14 protein-coding genes are annotated in these 15,191 nt (G+C 55.9%); 2 read left to right on the top strand and 12 right to left on the bottom strand.

From position 1 onward, the window contains the following. Window positions 1-28: 28 nt before the first annotated feature. The 11 genes from B5D52_RS03405 to B5D52_RS03355 all read right to left on the bottom strand — a co-directional run bounded on the left by B5D52_RS03405 (window position 29) and on the right by B5D52_RS03355 (window position 11,605). The gene (locus B5D52_RS03405) at window positions 29-1,144 is read right to left on the bottom strand and encodes a Gfo/Idh/MocA family protein (RefSeq protein ID WP_016147339.1); all 1,116 of its coding nucleotides are present in this window, start codon (window positions 1,142-1,144) and stop codon (window positions 29-31) included. Between the two features lie 14 nt (window positions 1,145-1,158). Beyond that, on the bottom strand, window positions 1,159-2,532 hold the full coding sequence (locus B5D52_RS03400; RefSeq protein WP_040332515.1) for an MFS transporter: 1,374 nt from the start codon (window positions 2,530-2,532) through the stop codon (window positions 1,159-1,161). Window positions 2,533-2,778: 246 nt separating this feature from the next. Then, a complete protein-coding gene (locus B5D52_RS03395) occupies window positions 2,779-5,172 on the bottom strand; it encodes a GH39 family glycosyl hydrolase (RefSeq protein WP_016147341.1) in 2,394 nt (797 codons plus the stop codon). Between the two features lie 158 nt (window positions 5,173-5,330). After that, a complete protein-coding gene (gene atpC / locus B5D52_RS03390; RefSeq protein ID WP_016147342.1) occupies window positions 5,331-5,732 on the bottom strand; it encodes an ATP synthase F1 subunit epsilon in 402 nt (133 codons plus the stop codon). After that, the gene (gene atpD, locus B5D52_RS03385) at window positions 5,732-7,129 is read right to left on the bottom strand and encodes a F0F1 ATP synthase subunit beta (RefSeq protein WP_016147343.1); all 1,398 of its coding nucleotides are present in this window, start codon (window positions 7,127-7,129) and stop codon (window positions 5,732-5,734) included. Before atpD ends, atpC begins: the two co-directional genes overlap by 1 nt. Window positions 7,130-7,161: 32 nt before the next feature. Further along, window positions 7,162-8,124 (bottom strand): ATP synthase F1 subunit gamma, encoded by a 963-nt coding sequence (gene atpG / locus B5D52_RS03380; protein ID WP_016147344.1) that lies wholly within the window; start codon window positions 8,122-8,124, stop codon window positions 7,162-7,164. Further along, the gene (gene atpA, locus B5D52_RS03375; RefSeq protein ID WP_016147345.1) at window positions 8,112-9,629 is read right to left on the bottom strand and encodes a F0F1 ATP synthase subunit alpha; all 1,518 of its coding nucleotides are present in this window, start codon (window positions 9,627-9,629) and stop codon (window positions 8,112-8,114) included. Before atpA ends, atpG begins: the two co-directional genes overlap by 13 nt. Beyond that, entirely contained in the window at window positions 9,626-10,150 is a 525-nt protein-coding gene (atpH, locus tag B5D52_RS03370; RefSeq protein ID WP_016147346.1) for an ATP synthase F1 subunit delta, read from the bottom strand. Before atpH ends, atpA begins: the two co-directional genes overlap by 4 nt. After that, on the bottom strand, window positions 10,147-10,635 hold the full coding sequence (atpF, locus tag B5D52_RS03365; protein WP_016147347.1) for a F0F1 ATP synthase subunit B: 489 nt from the start codon (window positions 10,633-10,635) through the stop codon (window positions 10,147-10,149). The genes atpH and atpF overlap by 4 nt, the downstream gene beginning before the upstream one ends. 16 nt (window positions 10,636-10,651) lie before the next feature. After that, complete coding sequence (gene atpE / locus B5D52_RS03360; protein ID WP_016147348.1) at window positions 10,652-10,867, bottom strand: ATP synthase F0 subunit C; 216 nt, start codon at window positions 10,865-10,867, stop codon at window positions 10,652-10,654. A 51-nt stretch (window positions 10,868-10,918) separates the two neighbouring features. Then, window positions 10,919-11,605: a F0F1 ATP synthase subunit A gene (locus tag B5D52_RS03355; protein ID WP_016147349.1), complete on the bottom strand. Its 687-nt coding sequence runs from the start codon at window positions 11,603-11,605 to the stop codon at window positions 10,919-10,921. Window positions 11,606-11,807: 202 nt separating this feature from the next. Between B5D52_RS03355 and B5D52_RS03350 the strand changes: the two genes are divergently transcribed. Both B5D52_RS03350 and B5D52_RS03345 read left to right on the top strand, forming a co-directional pair. After that, entirely contained in the window at window positions 11,808-13,436 is a 1,629-nt protein-coding gene (locus tag B5D52_RS03350; RefSeq protein WP_016147350.1) for an ATP-binding protein, read from the top strand. Then, window positions 13,421-14,095 (top strand): response regulator, encoded by a 675-nt coding sequence (locus tag B5D52_RS03345; protein ID WP_016147351.1) that lies wholly within the window; start codon window positions 13,421-13,423, stop codon window positions 14,093-14,095. Before B5D52_RS03350 ends, B5D52_RS03345 begins: the two co-directional genes overlap by 16 nt. 129 nt (window positions 14,096-14,224) lie before the next feature. Here the strand turns inward: B5D52_RS03345 and B5D52_RS03340 are convergent, their stop codons facing one another. After that, window positions 14,225-15,157: a LysR family transcriptional regulator gene (locus B5D52_RS03340; RefSeq protein ID WP_016147352.1), complete on the bottom strand. Its 933-nt coding sequence runs from the start codon at window positions 15,155-15,157 to the stop codon at window positions 14,225-14,227. Between the last annotated feature and the right edge of the window lie 34 nt (window positions 15,158-15,191).

The following is a 15,191-nucleotide window of genomic DNA, read 5'->3' as shown; positions in this document are numbered from 1 at the left end:
GCAGCGGGCCCCTGCCTCGTTGTAATCCTTAACCGAGCTTGATTTCCTTGCCTGCTGCTGCCGACTTGTAAATCGTATCCAGAATCTGGGTGACGACGAATGCCTGCTCGGGCTTTACCAGCGGCTCCTTGTCTTCGATGATGGCTTCCAGCCACTGCTTGCACTCCTTGACCTCAGGAGAACCGCCGCTGTTGCCCTCGAAGAATGCGATAGCACCGGTATCCGAGATGTGCTCTTCGGTCAGTACGCCGCCGGTGGTCTCGTTGAACACCAGATCGTATCCCTGCTGGCTCATGCCGCCGATCATCTCAGCGCCTGCCTTGGTACCGCACAGGGTAGTTGCTGCCTCGCGGGAGTCCTTGACGTTCAGTGCCCAGGAGGACTCAAGGAAAATGGTTGCGCCGTTCTCCATCTTGATGTAGCCGAATGCGGAGTCCTCAACCTCGTAGGTTTCCGGGTCCCAGGGGCCAAACATGTTGCCCTCGGTTGCTTCGGGCAGGTGACCCAGCTTCTCAAAGACCGAACCGGTGACGGTCGCCGGCTTGTAGTTGTCCATGCACCACAGGGTGATGTCCAGTGCGTGGGTACCGATGTCGATCAGCGGACCGCCGCCCTGCTTGGACTTGTCCGGGAATACGCCCCAGGTCGGAACGGCACGGCGGCGAACTGCATGTGCCTTGGCAAAGTAGATGTCACCCAGCTTGCCCTCCTCGCAGGCACGCTTGAGCATCTGCGCATCGGTGCGGAAACGGTTCTGGTAGCCGATGGTGAACTTCTTGCCCGACTTCTTCCAGGCTGCCATCATCTTCTCAGCATCCTCGGTGGTTGCTGCCATGGGCTTTTCGCACATAACATGCTTGCCGGCCTCAAATGCTGCAACCGTGATCGGGCAGTGCGCAACGTTCGGAGTGCAGACATGAACAACATCGATGCTCTCGTCCTTGAGCAGCTCGTTGTAATCGCTGTATACCTTGGCATCCGGGGTGCCGTACTCCTTGGCTGCCTTTTCCGCACGCTCGAGCTGGATGTCGCAGAACGCGACCATCTCGCACTTGTCTGCCTGCGACTTGAGTGCCGGGAAATGCTTCTGATTTGCAATACCGCCGCAGCCGATGACTGCTACCTGCAATTTACCGTTCTTCATAATAAAAGTCCTCCTTAAACCGTTTCCTGGGTTTGATTATTTTTTGCCTTTAACTTTTCACGAATTTCATCCGCATCCTTGTCGCTCATGTCCCACAGCAGGCAGGCTGCCGCGCCCAGAATGAACAGGATTGCCGGAATCAGATTGACCACGATGTTGATGCCGTTCATCGCTTCTGCGGTCTGCTCGGCGTTTGCGACATAACCGAATGCTGCCAGCAGCAGGACGCCGATCGAACCGCCGATTGCATTGCCGACCTTGGTCGCCAGACCATAGGTTGCATACGCGGTACCGTCGGTGCGGATACCGGTCTTGAGCTCCATGTAGTCGACCGAGTCAGCGACCATGGACAGGGTCATGGGGAAGCCGACGTTGAACAGACCGAAGATCCAGCAGCCGACCAGAACCATGGTGATGTTATCGAAGGGTGCGAAATAGATGACCAGCAGACCGACCGCCTGAATGAGCATGGAACCCATGAGTACGGCACGCTTACCGAAACACTTTGCAAAGAACGGAACAAAGAACGAACCGATGATACCGCCGAGGGATGGGATGGTCATAATGAGCGCGATCATGGTGAACGAGCCCAGGCAGTAGATGACGTAGTAGCTGGTGACCGCGATTCTGCCCATGAAAGCGGTCATCTGAAGCAGCATGATGAGGGTAATGATCATCAGGTACTTGTTGCGTACCAGATTGTTGACCGTATCCTTGAACGAGAAGGCCTGTGTGCCGTGCATGGGCTGCACCTTCTCCTTGGCCGTTGCGAATACGATCAGGAACAGCGGGATGGAAATGATTGCGTAGATCAGCGCGGTCATCATGTAGCCTTGGCCGTTTGCGACCTCCGCGCCCTCACCGGAAAATCTCAGTGCCAGACCGGCGGACAATGCGTTGACGATGACCATGCCGAGGTTCATACCGATGTTGCGCGAGGTGTTGATCTTGTTGCGCTGGTTGGCATCCTCGGTCATAACACCAGACAGTGCTGCATAGGGGATGTTTACCAGAGTGTACAGCATACCGGCGATGATGTAAGTAACTGCCGCCCAGATTGCACCCGCAGCGCTGCCGCCGCCGAACGGATTGGTAAAGGTCAGCACGGCGAAGATCGCCAGGAACGGACAGCCAAACGCGATATAAGGACGGAAACGTCCGAACTTGCTGCGGGTACGCTCTGCGATGGCACCCATCATCGGGTCATTGATCGCGTCCCAAATACGTGCGCCCATCATGATAACCGATACAATCGCGGGTGCCAAACCAACGATATCCGTGTAGTAGATCGTCAGATAGCTGCCCACGAATGTCCACACGAACTGAGACGCCAGATCACCGAAGCCGTAGCAGATCACCGCCAGCTTAGAGGCCATTTTTTTCTCCATCTCTGAACTTCCTTTCAAATGCTTTCTTTCTCTTCGAGCATCCAGTATCGAGATCTCCTTTGGATGTATTCAGTATATCGTCTTTGTGCACAACTCACTTCCTTCTCATTTCCATTTCTTTGCCTTATTTTTACAAATCCAGCAAAACAAAAAGAAGCGTGCAACAAATGGCATTCATTTGTTGCACGCTCCCTGAGAAGGTAAATATTCTGTTTTGTCCCTGCTGCCGCTCTAATCGGGCAAAAATCAGTCAAAATCGCGGTAAATATGAATCAGCATGACCTCATGCGGCTGCAAAACCGTCTCGAATGATAACGTATGTCCCTGTGCCTGCATGCGCTCCATCGACATGCGCGGGAAACAAGCCTGCCGGATATATTGCACATCGGGCGCATCTAACGTCAGTGCATACTGGAATTTGCTCCACTCGGTCAAAATCATGCCCTCTTTGGGACTGACCAGACGCTTTTTGATCACGCAACGATCAAACGGCAGGTCTTGCAGCTGGAATTTGAAGGTCAGCGGGTCGCTGTCCTGGAATAGAGTAGGAATCACCGCCGGGTCGTCGATGTCCTCCCGGCTGACAAAGTAGCTGCAATCGTACCACTTGAAGTTATAGCAAAGAATGTAGTAGTCCTGTTGCTCACGGCGGGTCATCAGATAGCCCTTGCCCTTGTCAATCAGGCTGTCGCCCATGCTGCTCAAAAACTTGAGTGCGTAGTATACCGGCTTGTGAATGAGGTCTTTGGTCAAAAGTCCGCTGCCGCCGTTTGCAATGCGGCTGCCCGTGTCGTAGTAGTTGCTGACCCAGTCGGATGCCATCCACAGCCCCAGCATGTCCACCTCGCCCCACAACTGTTCGATCTTTTCCGTGAGATAGGCCGCACGGAAACAGCTGTCATTGAGATAATCGCGGTTGGACAGCGAGTTATTCCACTCGGAAATATAAATTTTGCAGTCAAGGCCGCTCTGCGCGACCATTTCGCGAAAATATGCGATCTGCTCGCGCTCATTGTCGACGTTGGTGACGCGCCGGCGCATGATGTTGCCATCTTCGATTGCCGTTTCATAGGGAAAGAGAAAGGCAGAGGCGAAATCTGGAATGCAACCATTTTCCTGTACGCGCTGCAAGAAATCCCGGGTATCCGCATCGCGCCAACCGATAATCGCGCCTGGTCCGCCGACCTGAATGTTCTGCGATACCGCCTTGAGCTGCCGGTACAGGTAGCAGAACGCAGTCACGTTATCATACGCATCATCCTGATAACAGTTACTCTCGGGAATGTGGACAGTGTCATAGGCCAGCTCAAAAATCCATTCACTCACAACATCTACACCGTAGCGCTTGACGACATGCTGAATGAAATTAGCGACCATCGCCTCCCATGCGGCACGGGACATAAACTGCACGCTCTCGCTCTCAAAAAAGACCGCCTTGCCCTCTGCCTTGGCTGCCGCGTTGGGACGTACACCCATATCCAAAAATGGAATCAGATGGTGCTCGACCAGAAAATCCAGCACAATGTCCAGTCGATCATATTGATATCCGCCCATGTGCTTGCCATCGGTGATCATCATGGGCACCGAGAAGACATTCCACATACGCACGTACCGAAATCCCAAATGTTCGGCCAGATACAATACATGCTGCTGCATGTTGGACAGCAAAAGCGTATTGCACGACCCGGCATTCATGGTCAAGTTCCACACCTTGCTGTACGACTCTCCCCTGCCGACATCCGCCTGCACCTGCACGACCGCTGCCGCGGGACGCTGGGTATTTTCCAGAATTTCAAATTCCAGTTGGTCTTTGAGCTGCTCTTTGAGGGCGGTTTCCTCTGTATTCTGCTCTTTGAGGCTCTCTTTGCTCTGCTTGCGGTAGTCGGACGGCGTCATCCCGTACATCTCGCGAAAGACACGGTTAAACGCCGACAGGTTAGAAAAACCGCTGTCTACTGCGATCTGCGTCACATTTTTGTCGGTCAATCCAAGCTCCTGCGCGGCGTAGTCCAACCGCACCTGATTGACATAATCGGCAAAATAGATACCGGTCTTCTTGCGAAAGAAGCGCGACAGCGTGGACGTCGAGACAAACATCTCGTCGGCCAGCGCCGACAGGCTGATATTGCTCTGGAAATTGGCACCGACATAGCGCAGAATTTTGTGCAGCCGCAAATCTTCCTGCGAATCATGCAGTCTGGTGCCCTGTAAATAGTATTCGACCAGCTCGTCGAGCAGACGATACAGCAAGCTCTGCTCGATGCAGTTTGTCTTGTGCTTGCGGCTGACCGCGTGATAGACCAGCTGCTGAAAAATAGCCTGCAATTTGAGGTAGGAGCGCTTATGTTCGGCGGCACTGTTGCAGGCAAACACGCTCTCTTCTCCGCCCAACATGGTCGACAGCAGCTGCCAGGAATAATTGACCACGCACACGATCGCCTTTTCCTGCACGCGGATGGCATGCTGTGTGCCCGCATTGATGAGCACCACATCATGCTTTTTCAACAGGTCGTTTCTACCCTGCATTTCCAGCCGAATCTGTCCCTCAATGACAAAGATGAACTCCAATTCCGGGTGAAAATGCCAATTTTCCTCGGCTGCCGTCTTGATTTTGTACTGCATTCCCTCTAAGTAATTCATAGCTTCTCTCTCTTTGCCGCAATCTGTACTTATTGTTATCTTATCACACATGCTGCGCTCAGCTCAACCGCATTTTTTCGTGTGTGTGCTGCTAGATCGGTCTGTACGGCAAAAAAAACGGAGCACAAATTCTGTGCTCCGTCTGAGAAAACAAGTCTTTACTTGACGCGGGTTTTGAGTCGTGCCATAGCGCGTGCCAGTGCGGCTTTGGAGCGGTAATACTCCTGCAAGCTCTGCTTCTGGCGCAAACGCTCCTCGGCGCGTTCCTTGGCGCGGCGTGCGCGTGCCTCGTCGATCTCCTCGGGATGCTCAGCCGTCGCAGCCAGCAAAATGACATACTCGGGCATGATCTCGGCAAAGCCCTGTCCGACCGCCGCACGGTGCCAAACACCATCGATCTGGTACTGCAATTCACCCGGTTCGACCGCGATGACGACCGGTTCATGTCCGGCCTGCACGCCGTACGAGCCGTCAATGCTGGGCAGGACGATGGCCTCGGCCAGTCCGACAAAGAACTGACGTTCCGGGGTCAGGATCTCCAGTTCAAACTGTGCTGCCATCAGACCGCCCCCTGTGCGCGTGCCTTTTCGATGATCTCGTCAATGGTACCGACCATGGAGAACGCAGTCTCGGGATACTTATCCAGCTCACCGCCCAGAATGGCCTCAAAGCTGCGGATGGTCTCGGACAGCGGCACATAACGGCCTTCCAGACCGGTGAACGGCTCGGCGACAAAGAAGGGCTGAGAGAAGAACTGCTGGATGCGGCGGGCACGCTCGACCGTCTTCTTGTCGTCCTCGGACAGCTCTTCCATACCCAGAATGGCAATGATGTCCTGCAATTCCTTGTAGCGCTGGAGCAATTCCTGCGTACCGCGTGCTACCTGATAATGCCGCTTGCCGACTACATCGGGTTCCAGAATACGCGAGGTCGATTCCAGCGGATCAACCGCCGGATAAATGCCCTGCTCGACGATCTTACGGGACAGAACGGTGGTTGCGTCCAGATGGGTGAAGGTGGTTGCCGGTGCCGGGTCGGTCAGGTCGTCCGCCGGGACGTAAACCGCCTGTACCGAGGTGATTGCACCCGACTGGGTGGAGGTGATACGCTCCTGCAGGGCACCGACCTCGTTTGCCAAGGTAGGCTGATAGCCAACCGCCGACGGCATGCGTCCCATCAGTGCCGAAACCTCGGAACCTGCCTGTACATAGCGGAAAATATTGTCGACAAACAGCAGTACATCCTGCTTCTGGCGGTCGCGGAAGTACTCAGCCATGGTCAGGCCGGTCAGCGCGACGCGCATACGTGCTCCGGGCGGCTCGTTCATCTGACCGAAGACCAGTGCAGTCTTGTTCAGAACGCCCGACTCCTTCATCTCACGCCACAGGTCGTTGCCCTCACGGGTACGCTCACCAACGCCGGTGAAAATGGAGTAGCCGCCGTGCTCGGTGGCGATGTTGCGGATGAGCTCCTGAATCAGTACGGTCTTGCCGACACCTGCACCGCCGAACAGGCCAATCTTACCGCCGCGGGCATAGGGTGCCAGCAGGTCGATGACCTTAATACCGGTCTCCAAAATCTGTACAACCGGGCTTTGCTCGGTAAACGGCGGCGGATCGCGATGAATCGACCAGGTTTCCGCACTCTTGACCGCTTCTCCGTTGTCAATCGCGTCGCCCAGCACGTTGAACATACGGCCGAGCACTTCCTCACCGACCGGAACTTCGATCGGCTTGCCGGTCGCGATGACTTCCACACCGCGGCCCAGACCCTCACTGGGCGAGAGCATGATGCAGCGCACGGTGTCGCCGCCGACATGCTGCGCGACCTCCATGACCTGACGGCTGCCGTCCAGCGTCACGGTCAGCGCTTCATTGATTTCCGGGAGCTTGCCGTCATCGAACATGACGTCAACGATTGGGCCAAGCACCTGGACGATGATGCCTTTATGTTGCATAAGGGGATTCCCTCACTTTCTGAAATGAACGATCACGGCAGGACATTGCCTGCGGCGTCAAAATGAATCACGCGCACACAGTTTTCGTGCTTTTTCGGCACCGGTGTCTGCTTTTTCTGCTGCGAACCACCTACGATCTCGGTGATTTCCTGGGTAATGGCCGACTGGCGCACCCGGTTATAGACCAGCGAAAGTGCGCGCAGCATTTCGCGGGCATTCTTGGTCGAGGAGTCCATCGCGGTCATGCGGGCGTTCTGCTCGCTGCAAAAGGACTCGACCAGCGCACCGAACAGGATGCCCTTTGCATAGCCAGGTACCAGCTGACTCAGGACGCTCTTTGCCGACGGGACGTATTCGACCGTCTGGTGATACAGCTCAGGTGTGCGCGGCTTCCACGGGAACGCATCCACGTCGAGCGGCAGCAGCTTGCGCACGGTGGGTTCCAGTCGCACCGAGGATACCATCTCGGTGTAAATGATATATACTTCGTCCAGCTCCCCGCGGGTAAACTGTCCGAGCAAAAATTCACTCATCTCCATGGCACGGTGAGTCGTGGGGTCCTGTACGGTGTACAGAAAGCTCTCGTCATCCTGTTCGATCACGCCGTGCGTGATAAAATAATTGCGTCCAAACTGTCCGACCGGGAACACAATCGCGCCCGGTGTCTGCGCGACCAGCTGCTCGGTGAGTTTAATAATGTTATGGTTATAGGCACCGGCCAGACCCTTATCACCCGTGATGACGACATAGCCGACCTTGCGCTCGGCACCCTTCTTGTGCGGACGCTTGTCGAAGAAGCAGTGCTCGATCTCGGGCGAGTGGTGCAGGATATCCGAAATGGTCTCGGTAATCTTCTGGAAATAGGGCTGCACGTCAGACAGCATCTGTCTGGCGCGGCGCAGCTTGGAAGACGAGATCAAATACATCGCGTTTGTGATTTTGAGCGTCTGTTCTACGCTCTTCATGCGCGTGCGGATCTCTTTTATTGTTGCCATTGCGCGCTCACCTGTTCCTTATATGCCGCAAGCTCGGTGCGGATGACCTCGGCTGCCGCGCCCGACAGCGCACCGGTCTGGGCAATCTCGTCCATCACCTCGGGCTTTGCCGCCGCAAACGCATCGGTGAACTCTTCGGTGAAGGTGCGCACGCGGTCAAGCGGAACGTCGGACAGCAGGCCGCCGGTTGCGATATAGAGAATAACAACCATGCGGTTGACCGGCTTGGGCTGGTACAGCGGCTGCTTTAAAATCTCCATCAGGCGTTTACCGTGATCGAGCGCCTGCTGGGTCGCAGCATCCAGGTCCGAGCTGAACTGGGTGAAGACTTCCAGTTCGCGGAAGCGCGCCAGATCGATACGCAGCGTACCTGCGGTCTTTTTGATGGCCTTGGTCTGTGCGGCACCGCCGACACGGGAAACCGACAGGCCGACATTGACTGCCGGACGCATACCCGAGAAGAACAGGTCGCTTTCCAGATAAATCTGGCCGTCGGTGATGGAAATGACGTTGGTCGGAATATAAGCCGAAACGTCGCCTGCCTGGGTCTCAATGATGGGCAGCGCGGTCATGGAACCACCGCCGTACTCCTTGGTCAGACGGCAGGAACGCTCGAGCAGACGGGAGTGCAGATAGAAAACGTCGCCCGGATATGCCTCACGGCCGGGAGAACGATGCAGCAGCAGCGACAGAGTACGGTAAGCAACCGCGTGCTTGGACAGGTCATCGTACACGATCAGTACGTCCTTGCCCTGACTCATAAAATATTCACCCATCGCGGTGCCCGCGTACGGTGCAATGTACTGAAGCGGTGCCGGGTCACTCGCCGGAGAGGATACGATGATGGTATAATCCATCGCACCGTGCTGTGCCAGCGTGCCGCGCAGCTTGGCGATGGTGGATGCCTTCTGACCGATGGCGACGTAGATGCAGATGACGTCCTGTCCCTTCTGGTTCAAGATGGTGTCCACGGCAATCGCGGTCTTACCGGTCTGGCGGTCACCGATGATCAGCTCACGCTGACCGCGGCCAATCGGCACCATGGCATCGATTGCCAGAATACCGGTCTGAAGCGGTACATTGACCGGCTCACGCGAGATGACGCCCGAGGCTTCGTGCTCGATCGGGCGGGTCTCGGTGGTCTCGATGGGGCCCAGACCGTCAATCGGCGTACCCAGTGCATCGACCGTGCGGCCGATCAGAGCATCACCGACACCGACATCTGCTGCACGGCCGGTGCGGCGAACGACCGAACCTTCGTGCAGGCCGGTCTCGGCGCCGAGCAGGACGATACCCACGCAGTCGCGCTCCAGATTGAGCACGATGCCGCGTGCACCGGTGTCAAACTCGACCAGCTCGCCATATACCGCCTTGTCCAGGCCGTAAACCGTGGCGATACCGTCACCGATTTCCAGCACAACACCGGTCTCGCTGCGCTGGGTTCTTGTATCATAAGACTCGATTTCTTCTTGCAGAATCGAGATAATCTCTTCGGAAGAATTCAATTTCTTTCACCTCTTTGAATGCGTTGCGCCATGCCTGCAATCTGGCCGCGCACACTCTTATCATAGGTCACGCCGTCGATCTCGATGACAAAACCGCCGATGAGGTCGGGGTCAAGCACGACGTGCATCTCCACGCCGCGCAGTTTGTGCTGACGGCACAGCGTGCGGGCGATGGCAGACAGGCGCTGGTCATCGGGAACGCGCACACAGCGCAGTGTGCACACGCTCTCACCCCGCTCGTGCAGCAGAATGTCGTGGTAGGCATCGGCAATCTCGGGCAGCATGGAAAAACGCTTCTTATCGACCAGCAATTTATAGAAATTTCGCAGCATGGGCTGCTCTTTGAGTTCGGGTAAGCGGTCTAAGACCGCATGTTTTTCGCGCAGTCCGATCGACGGGTCGATCATCACCTGCCATAGTTCGCTCTGGGCAGGTATGGCGCGAGCGGATGTGAGAAACACATCCGCTCGGCAGTCGGTGCGGCGAAGCGCGGCGGCGTAGCGATACGCGGTCTCACTCATGACGCATCCTCCATTTCCGACAGGAAGTCATCGACCAGCGCGAACTCGTTGTCCGCGTCCATGCGCTGCTGCGCGACCTTGGAAGCCGCCAAAAGCGACAGACGAGCGATCTCGCGGCGGGTCTGTGCCAGCATGGCACGGCGGTCGGCCTCAATCTGACGCGCGGCCTGCTGCTGCATGCGCTGAATCTCCTCCTGCGCCTGCGCAAGTTTCTGCTCATAGGCTGCCTCGGCGCGGCGCTTGGCATCGGCCACAATGCGGCCTGCCTCGGCTCTCGCCTCACCGATCTGACGCTCATGGTCGGCAAGCAGTACGTCTGCCGCCTGCTTCTGCGCCTTGGCATCGTCCAAATCGGCGTTGATGGCTGCGGCACGCTGGTCAAGCATGGCGGTCACCGGACCGAACAGGAATTTTTTCATCAGCAAAAACAGAATCAGCAGGTCAACGACCGTCCAGATCACATTTGCATTGATATTCAGAAGCACGGTCAGCCGCCTCCAATCAGCTCATGAAGATGAGCAGAATGGCGATCAGGAAGCCGTAAATTGCGGTTGCCTCGGCCAGTGCACAGCCAAGAATCAGGTTCTTGCTGATCTGACCTGCTGCCTCAGGCTGGCGTGCGATTGCCTCCGAAGACTTTGCGGTTGCCAGACCGATACCTACGCCGGCACCCAGACCGGTCAGAACGGCGATGCCTGCTCCAATTGCGATACCCATGATAAAGTTCCTCCTTAGAAATGATGTGTTTACTTACGTTTTTGGATGTGCTCACTCGATGGACTCGGCCAGGAAAAGCGTCGTCAGGAACACGAATACAACTGCCTGAATCATGCCGTCGAATACGTCAAAGTACAGGCTGAACGGGATGGGCAATACCACAGGAATGACCATCTTAATCAGCTCCATAATGACGAAACCGGCGAAGATGTTGCCAAACAGTCGCATACACAGCGACAGCGGTCGAATTCCGATCTCTAAGATATTGAGCGGTGCGACAATCGCGACCGGCTCGGCAAACTTTTTCAGTCCGCCTCCCAGACCGTGCACGCGGAAGCTCGCGCCGTAGATCAGAACCACGCTCATCAGCGCAAGACCGGCTGTCACGTTGAGGTCTTTGGTCGGCGGGGTGACTCCGAACAGACCGGACAGGTTGGCACAGGCCAGATACAGACCGACCGAACCGAGGTACGGTGCGAACGTGCGCCAGTGATGCCCCAGCGAGTCCTTGCAGAAATCGTTGATAAATCCGACCAGCCATTCGGCAATCATCTGCCGCTTGCCGGTTGGCCTGAGCTGCATGCCGCGTGTCAGAAAGATGGCAAGCGCGGTCAGCAGAATGATGATGCCCCAGCTCACTGCCACCGACTGCGGAATCGCGATCCCGCCAAAAATCGGGATCTCAAACGCCGTCTTGTTTTGCAGCTGCGCGACAAGCTCTGCCTTGATATCCTCCAAAAATCCTCACTCCTTCCCTGCTTGTTTTTGAACGTCGCCTATTGTAGACCCCATATTCTGGAAACACAACCTTAAAAAAGTAAAAAAAATAAAAGGGGTCGTTTTGTCGAAAAAGTAAAAATCCAGAGAAGGGAATTGATAACATTGCACAAAGAGTCTATAATGGATGCATCATTGCACGGAGTAGAGGGGGAATGTTCCGATGAAGCCCAATCGCCCGCCGACGCTGCGCCGTCGGGCTATGGTATACAGCATTTTAGGCATCGCGCTGACGCTGGTCATCGCACTGGGCAGCACGCTGGTTTTGACCTTGCAGCGCGAACAGCGCACGCTCGATCAGCGCCTTTTGACCAATGCACAGATCGTCGCAAATATGGACCACACCCGCCGGTGTCTGCTTGGACAGGATACCCCTGAGGTGCTTTCGGCCTTTCTGCAGCGCACGGCCAACGATCTGGCACGGCTGGATGTCATTGCGGTCATCGATCCAAACGGCATCGTGTGCGTGTCCGGCACAGCGGAAAACAGTGTGCCCGAGGATACCCTCACCCATCTGGAGGACGGCGACCGCGTCATCTTAGCCGACGGCAAGGCGCCCGCCGGTATGGAGCGCTGTGCCTACGCTGCCGTCTATGACGTGACCGGTAAACACGTCATCGGCATGGTCGCTGCCGGTGTCTACCTGAGCGAAATTCACAGTCAGGTGTTCATTACGCTCGGTCAGTACCTCATTGTCGCCATCATTGCGCTTGCGGTCGGCATTTACCTCTCGCTGCGCTTCACTCAACACCTCAAAGGCGAGCTGCTCGGTTTTGAACCCAGCGACCTGACCGACCTGTTCTGTCAGCGCATGGACATTCTGGAAGCACTTGAAGAGGGCGTGCTGGCTGTCGACACCAATGGACATATTATCTATATCAATGCCGCGGCGCAGGAAATGCTCCACCTGCAAGGACAAACCTGGCAGGATCGTCCACTTGACGAGCTGTACAACGACACCGGACTGCTCGACGTCATCCGCACCGGCGAGGGCGCGTACAGCGTCAGCGTCGATGTTGGCCGACAGGTACATATTTTGTCCGACCGCATCCCGCTGCGCCGCGGAAACGTCATCGAGGGCGCGGTCGCCATCTTCCGCAACCGCACCGAGGTCACCCGTCTGGCCGAAGATCTGACCGGTGTACGCCACATCGTCGAGGCCATGCGCGCCCACATGCACGACTTTATGAACAAACTGCACGTCATCTTGGGTCTGCTCGAACTGGGCGAAGCCGATAAGGCCGAGGAATATGTGCTGCACATCACCCAGTCCCGTTCTCAGTCCATCGGCTTTATCGCCGAGCGCATTGCCGACCCATCGGTCGCCGCCCTGCTCATCGGCAAGATGAGCCACGCATCCGAGCTCGGCATCCAGCTCAAACTCGACCCGGCCACCAAGGTGCACGCGCTCTGCTCCTACCTAAGTGCCGACCTGTACATCACCATCCTCGGCAACCTGATCGACAACGCATTCGATGCCTTCCGCGACGCGCCGACTTCGCTGTCCCGTGAAGTCACGGTCAGCATCCGTGAGGAAGATCTCGGACTGATTTTGAGCGTAGACGACACCGGCCCGGGCATGAATCCCGAGGTACTGTCCCACATCTTCGAGCGCGGATACTCGACCAAGGGCAAGGAGCGCGGCACCGGCCTGTATCTGGTGCGTGAGGCCATCGAGTCGTGCGGCGGCACCATCCGCGTCGAGTCGGTGCCCATGGTCGGCACGACCTTCGTCGTCACCATCCCCAACCACACCCCGACACTGGAGGAACACACATGTACCAAGTTGTGATCGTTGAAGATGACCCCATGATTTCCATGCTCAACACGCGCTTCACCGAAAAAGACGGTCGATTTCATGTCATTCGTACCTTTGAAGCGGGCAATGCGGCCTGGGAGTATCTGCGCATTCATGCGGTCGATCTGGTCATTTTAGATGTCTACATGCCCCAGATGAGCGGTCTGGAGCTGCTGCACCGCATGCGCGCTGCCGGTGTCAGCGCAGAGGTTATTATGATTACCGCCGCGAACGACTCCGAGACTGTCGAATCGCTGCTGCGGCTGGGTGTTGCCGATTTTCTGGTCAAACCCTTCTCCTATGAGCGCTTCCGGCAGGCGCTTGACAACTTCTGCCGCCGGAAAGAAGCACTGCGCGGCGGCTCGGTCAATCAGCAAAACCTAGATCGTCTGTTTGTCGATGCTGCTGACCCGATTGCAGCACCCAATCTGCCCGCGCCCAAGGGCATGCAGGCAAAAACGCTCGAGCACATTCTGGAATTCCTGTCACACACCGACGAGCAGTACACCTGCGAGCAGATTTCCGAGCACGTCGGCCTGTCTACCGTCACCGTGCGCCGGTACGTCAATTACCTCGTCGAAATCGGTCGGGTGCAGTCGGAAATCAATTACGGCACAGGCGGCCGTCCCAGCATTGTCTATCGCCGGATGTAACGCAAAGCATCCCGGACGCCAATCCCTCTGAGCATGCTCAGGGGGATTTTTGATACCCAAAAATCCCCCCTGCTGTGTCACGCCATGATATAAATACATGGACATGGTATTGAATTTTTTTATGACAGACTAAGTATTAAGTATTGGACTTTCCGCTTCGATCTCTCTACAATAGAAATCGGCCATTGGCTGTGGATAGACCGTTTTTGTCGCACGAATGAGCTGTTTGAGCGCTGTACTGAGCGGATTATACTGATTCCAGATCAGATAAATGTACACGTCATCAAACTCCTGCACCGGAATGGCGCGATATGCGGCGCACTCCGGCAGCGTGCCGTGAAACACCAGCGTCCCTGCTGTCCCGTTTTGCACCAACTGACTGACGATGGCAATTTGGTTGGTGTGTAGCATGATATTGGGTGTTAATTTATTCTGCGCACAGGTTTTGAGTGTGTTTGTGGTCAAAAAAGATTCCTCTGTGGGCATGACCAGCGGTATAGAACACACCTCGCGCAGCGAAATCTGTTCCCGCTCGGCAAACGGGTGATCGGCTGCCACGTACAGGCAAATTCTGGTTCGCGCGAGCAGATAACCGCCAAATGCTGCCGAAACCGGCGTGTTGGTCGAGATCAGCGCCGCGTCCAGCTCTCCATCCAGTATCTTCTGCTGATTGGTCAGGCTGCCGATCTCTACAACGTCAATTTTAATCTGCGGTGACTGTCTGTGCAGCATGTGCATGATAGACGGGAAAAACAGCGTCGCACTGGCCGGCGGCAGACCGATACGGATAATCTGGTTGGATTGTCCCAGAAATTTCATGCGGCTGACAAAATAATCGCTCTGCTGTAACAGAAGATTGGCTTCTTCCAGGAATTTTCTGCCTTCCTCGGTCAGAACCAGTCCCTTATTCTGCCGCAGAAACAGGGTCAAACCGAATTCCTGTTCCAGCTCATGAATAACATGCGTCAAACCCGGCTGCGAAATATGCAGTTCTTCGGCAGCGCGAGTCAGGTTGTTATGCTTGCACACGACCTGAAAATACTTGAGTTGGGATAGTTTCACAGCGGTCAGCCTTCTTTCTGCATCGATTACTTTC

Source organism: Butyricicoccus pullicaecorum DSM 23266 (assembly GCF_900167005.1).
GTDB lineage: Bacteria > Bacillota > Clostridia > Oscillospirales > Butyricicoccaceae > Butyricicoccus > Butyricicoccus pullicaecorum.
This window is presented reverse-complemented; position numbering and strand designations above follow the sequence as displayed.

What these genes read in the sequence shown, in the direction of transcription:
- atpG (WP_016147344.1), bottom strand. Translation starts at nt 8,124, where the DNA reads ATGGCAACAATAAAAGAGATCCGCACGCGCATGAAGAGCGTAGAACAG.
- atpC (WP_016147342.1), bottom strand. Translation starts at nt 5,732, where the DNA reads ATGGCAGCACAGTTTGAACTGGAGATCCTGACCCCGGAACGTCAGTTC.
- B5D52_RS03400 (WP_040332515.1), bottom strand. Translation starts at nt 2,532, where the DNA reads ATGGAGAAAAAAATGGCCTCTAAGCTGGCGGTGATCTGCTACGGCTTC.
- B5D52_RS03405 (WP_016147339.1), bottom strand. Translation starts at nt 1,144, where the DNA reads ATGAAGAACGGTAAATTGCAGGTAGCAGTCATCGGCTGCGGCGGTATT.
- B5D52_RS03350 (WP_016147350.1), top strand. Translation starts at nt 11,808, where the DNA reads ATGAAGCCCAATCGCCCGCCGACGCTGCGCCGTCGGGCTATGGTATAC.
- B5D52_RS03395 (WP_016147341.1), bottom strand. Translation starts at nt 5,172, where the DNA reads ATGAATTACTTAGAGGGAATGCAGTACAAAATCAAGACGGCAGCCGAG.
- atpD (WP_016147343.1), bottom strand. Translation starts at nt 7,129, where the DNA reads ATGCAACATAAAGGCATCATCGTCCAGGTGCTTGGCCCAATCGTTGAC.
- atpH (WP_016147346.1), bottom strand. Translation starts at nt 10,150, where the DNA reads ATGAGTGAGACCGCGTATCGCTACGCCGCCGCGCTTCGCCGCACCGAC.
- atpE (WP_016147348.1), bottom strand. Translation starts at nt 10,867, where the DNA reads ATGGGTATCGCAATTGGAGCAGGCATCGCCGTTCTGACCGGTCTGGGT.
- B5D52_RS03345 (WP_016147351.1), top strand. Translation starts at nt 13,421, where the DNA reads ATGTACCAAGTTGTGATCGTTGAAGATGACCCCATGATTTCCATGCTC.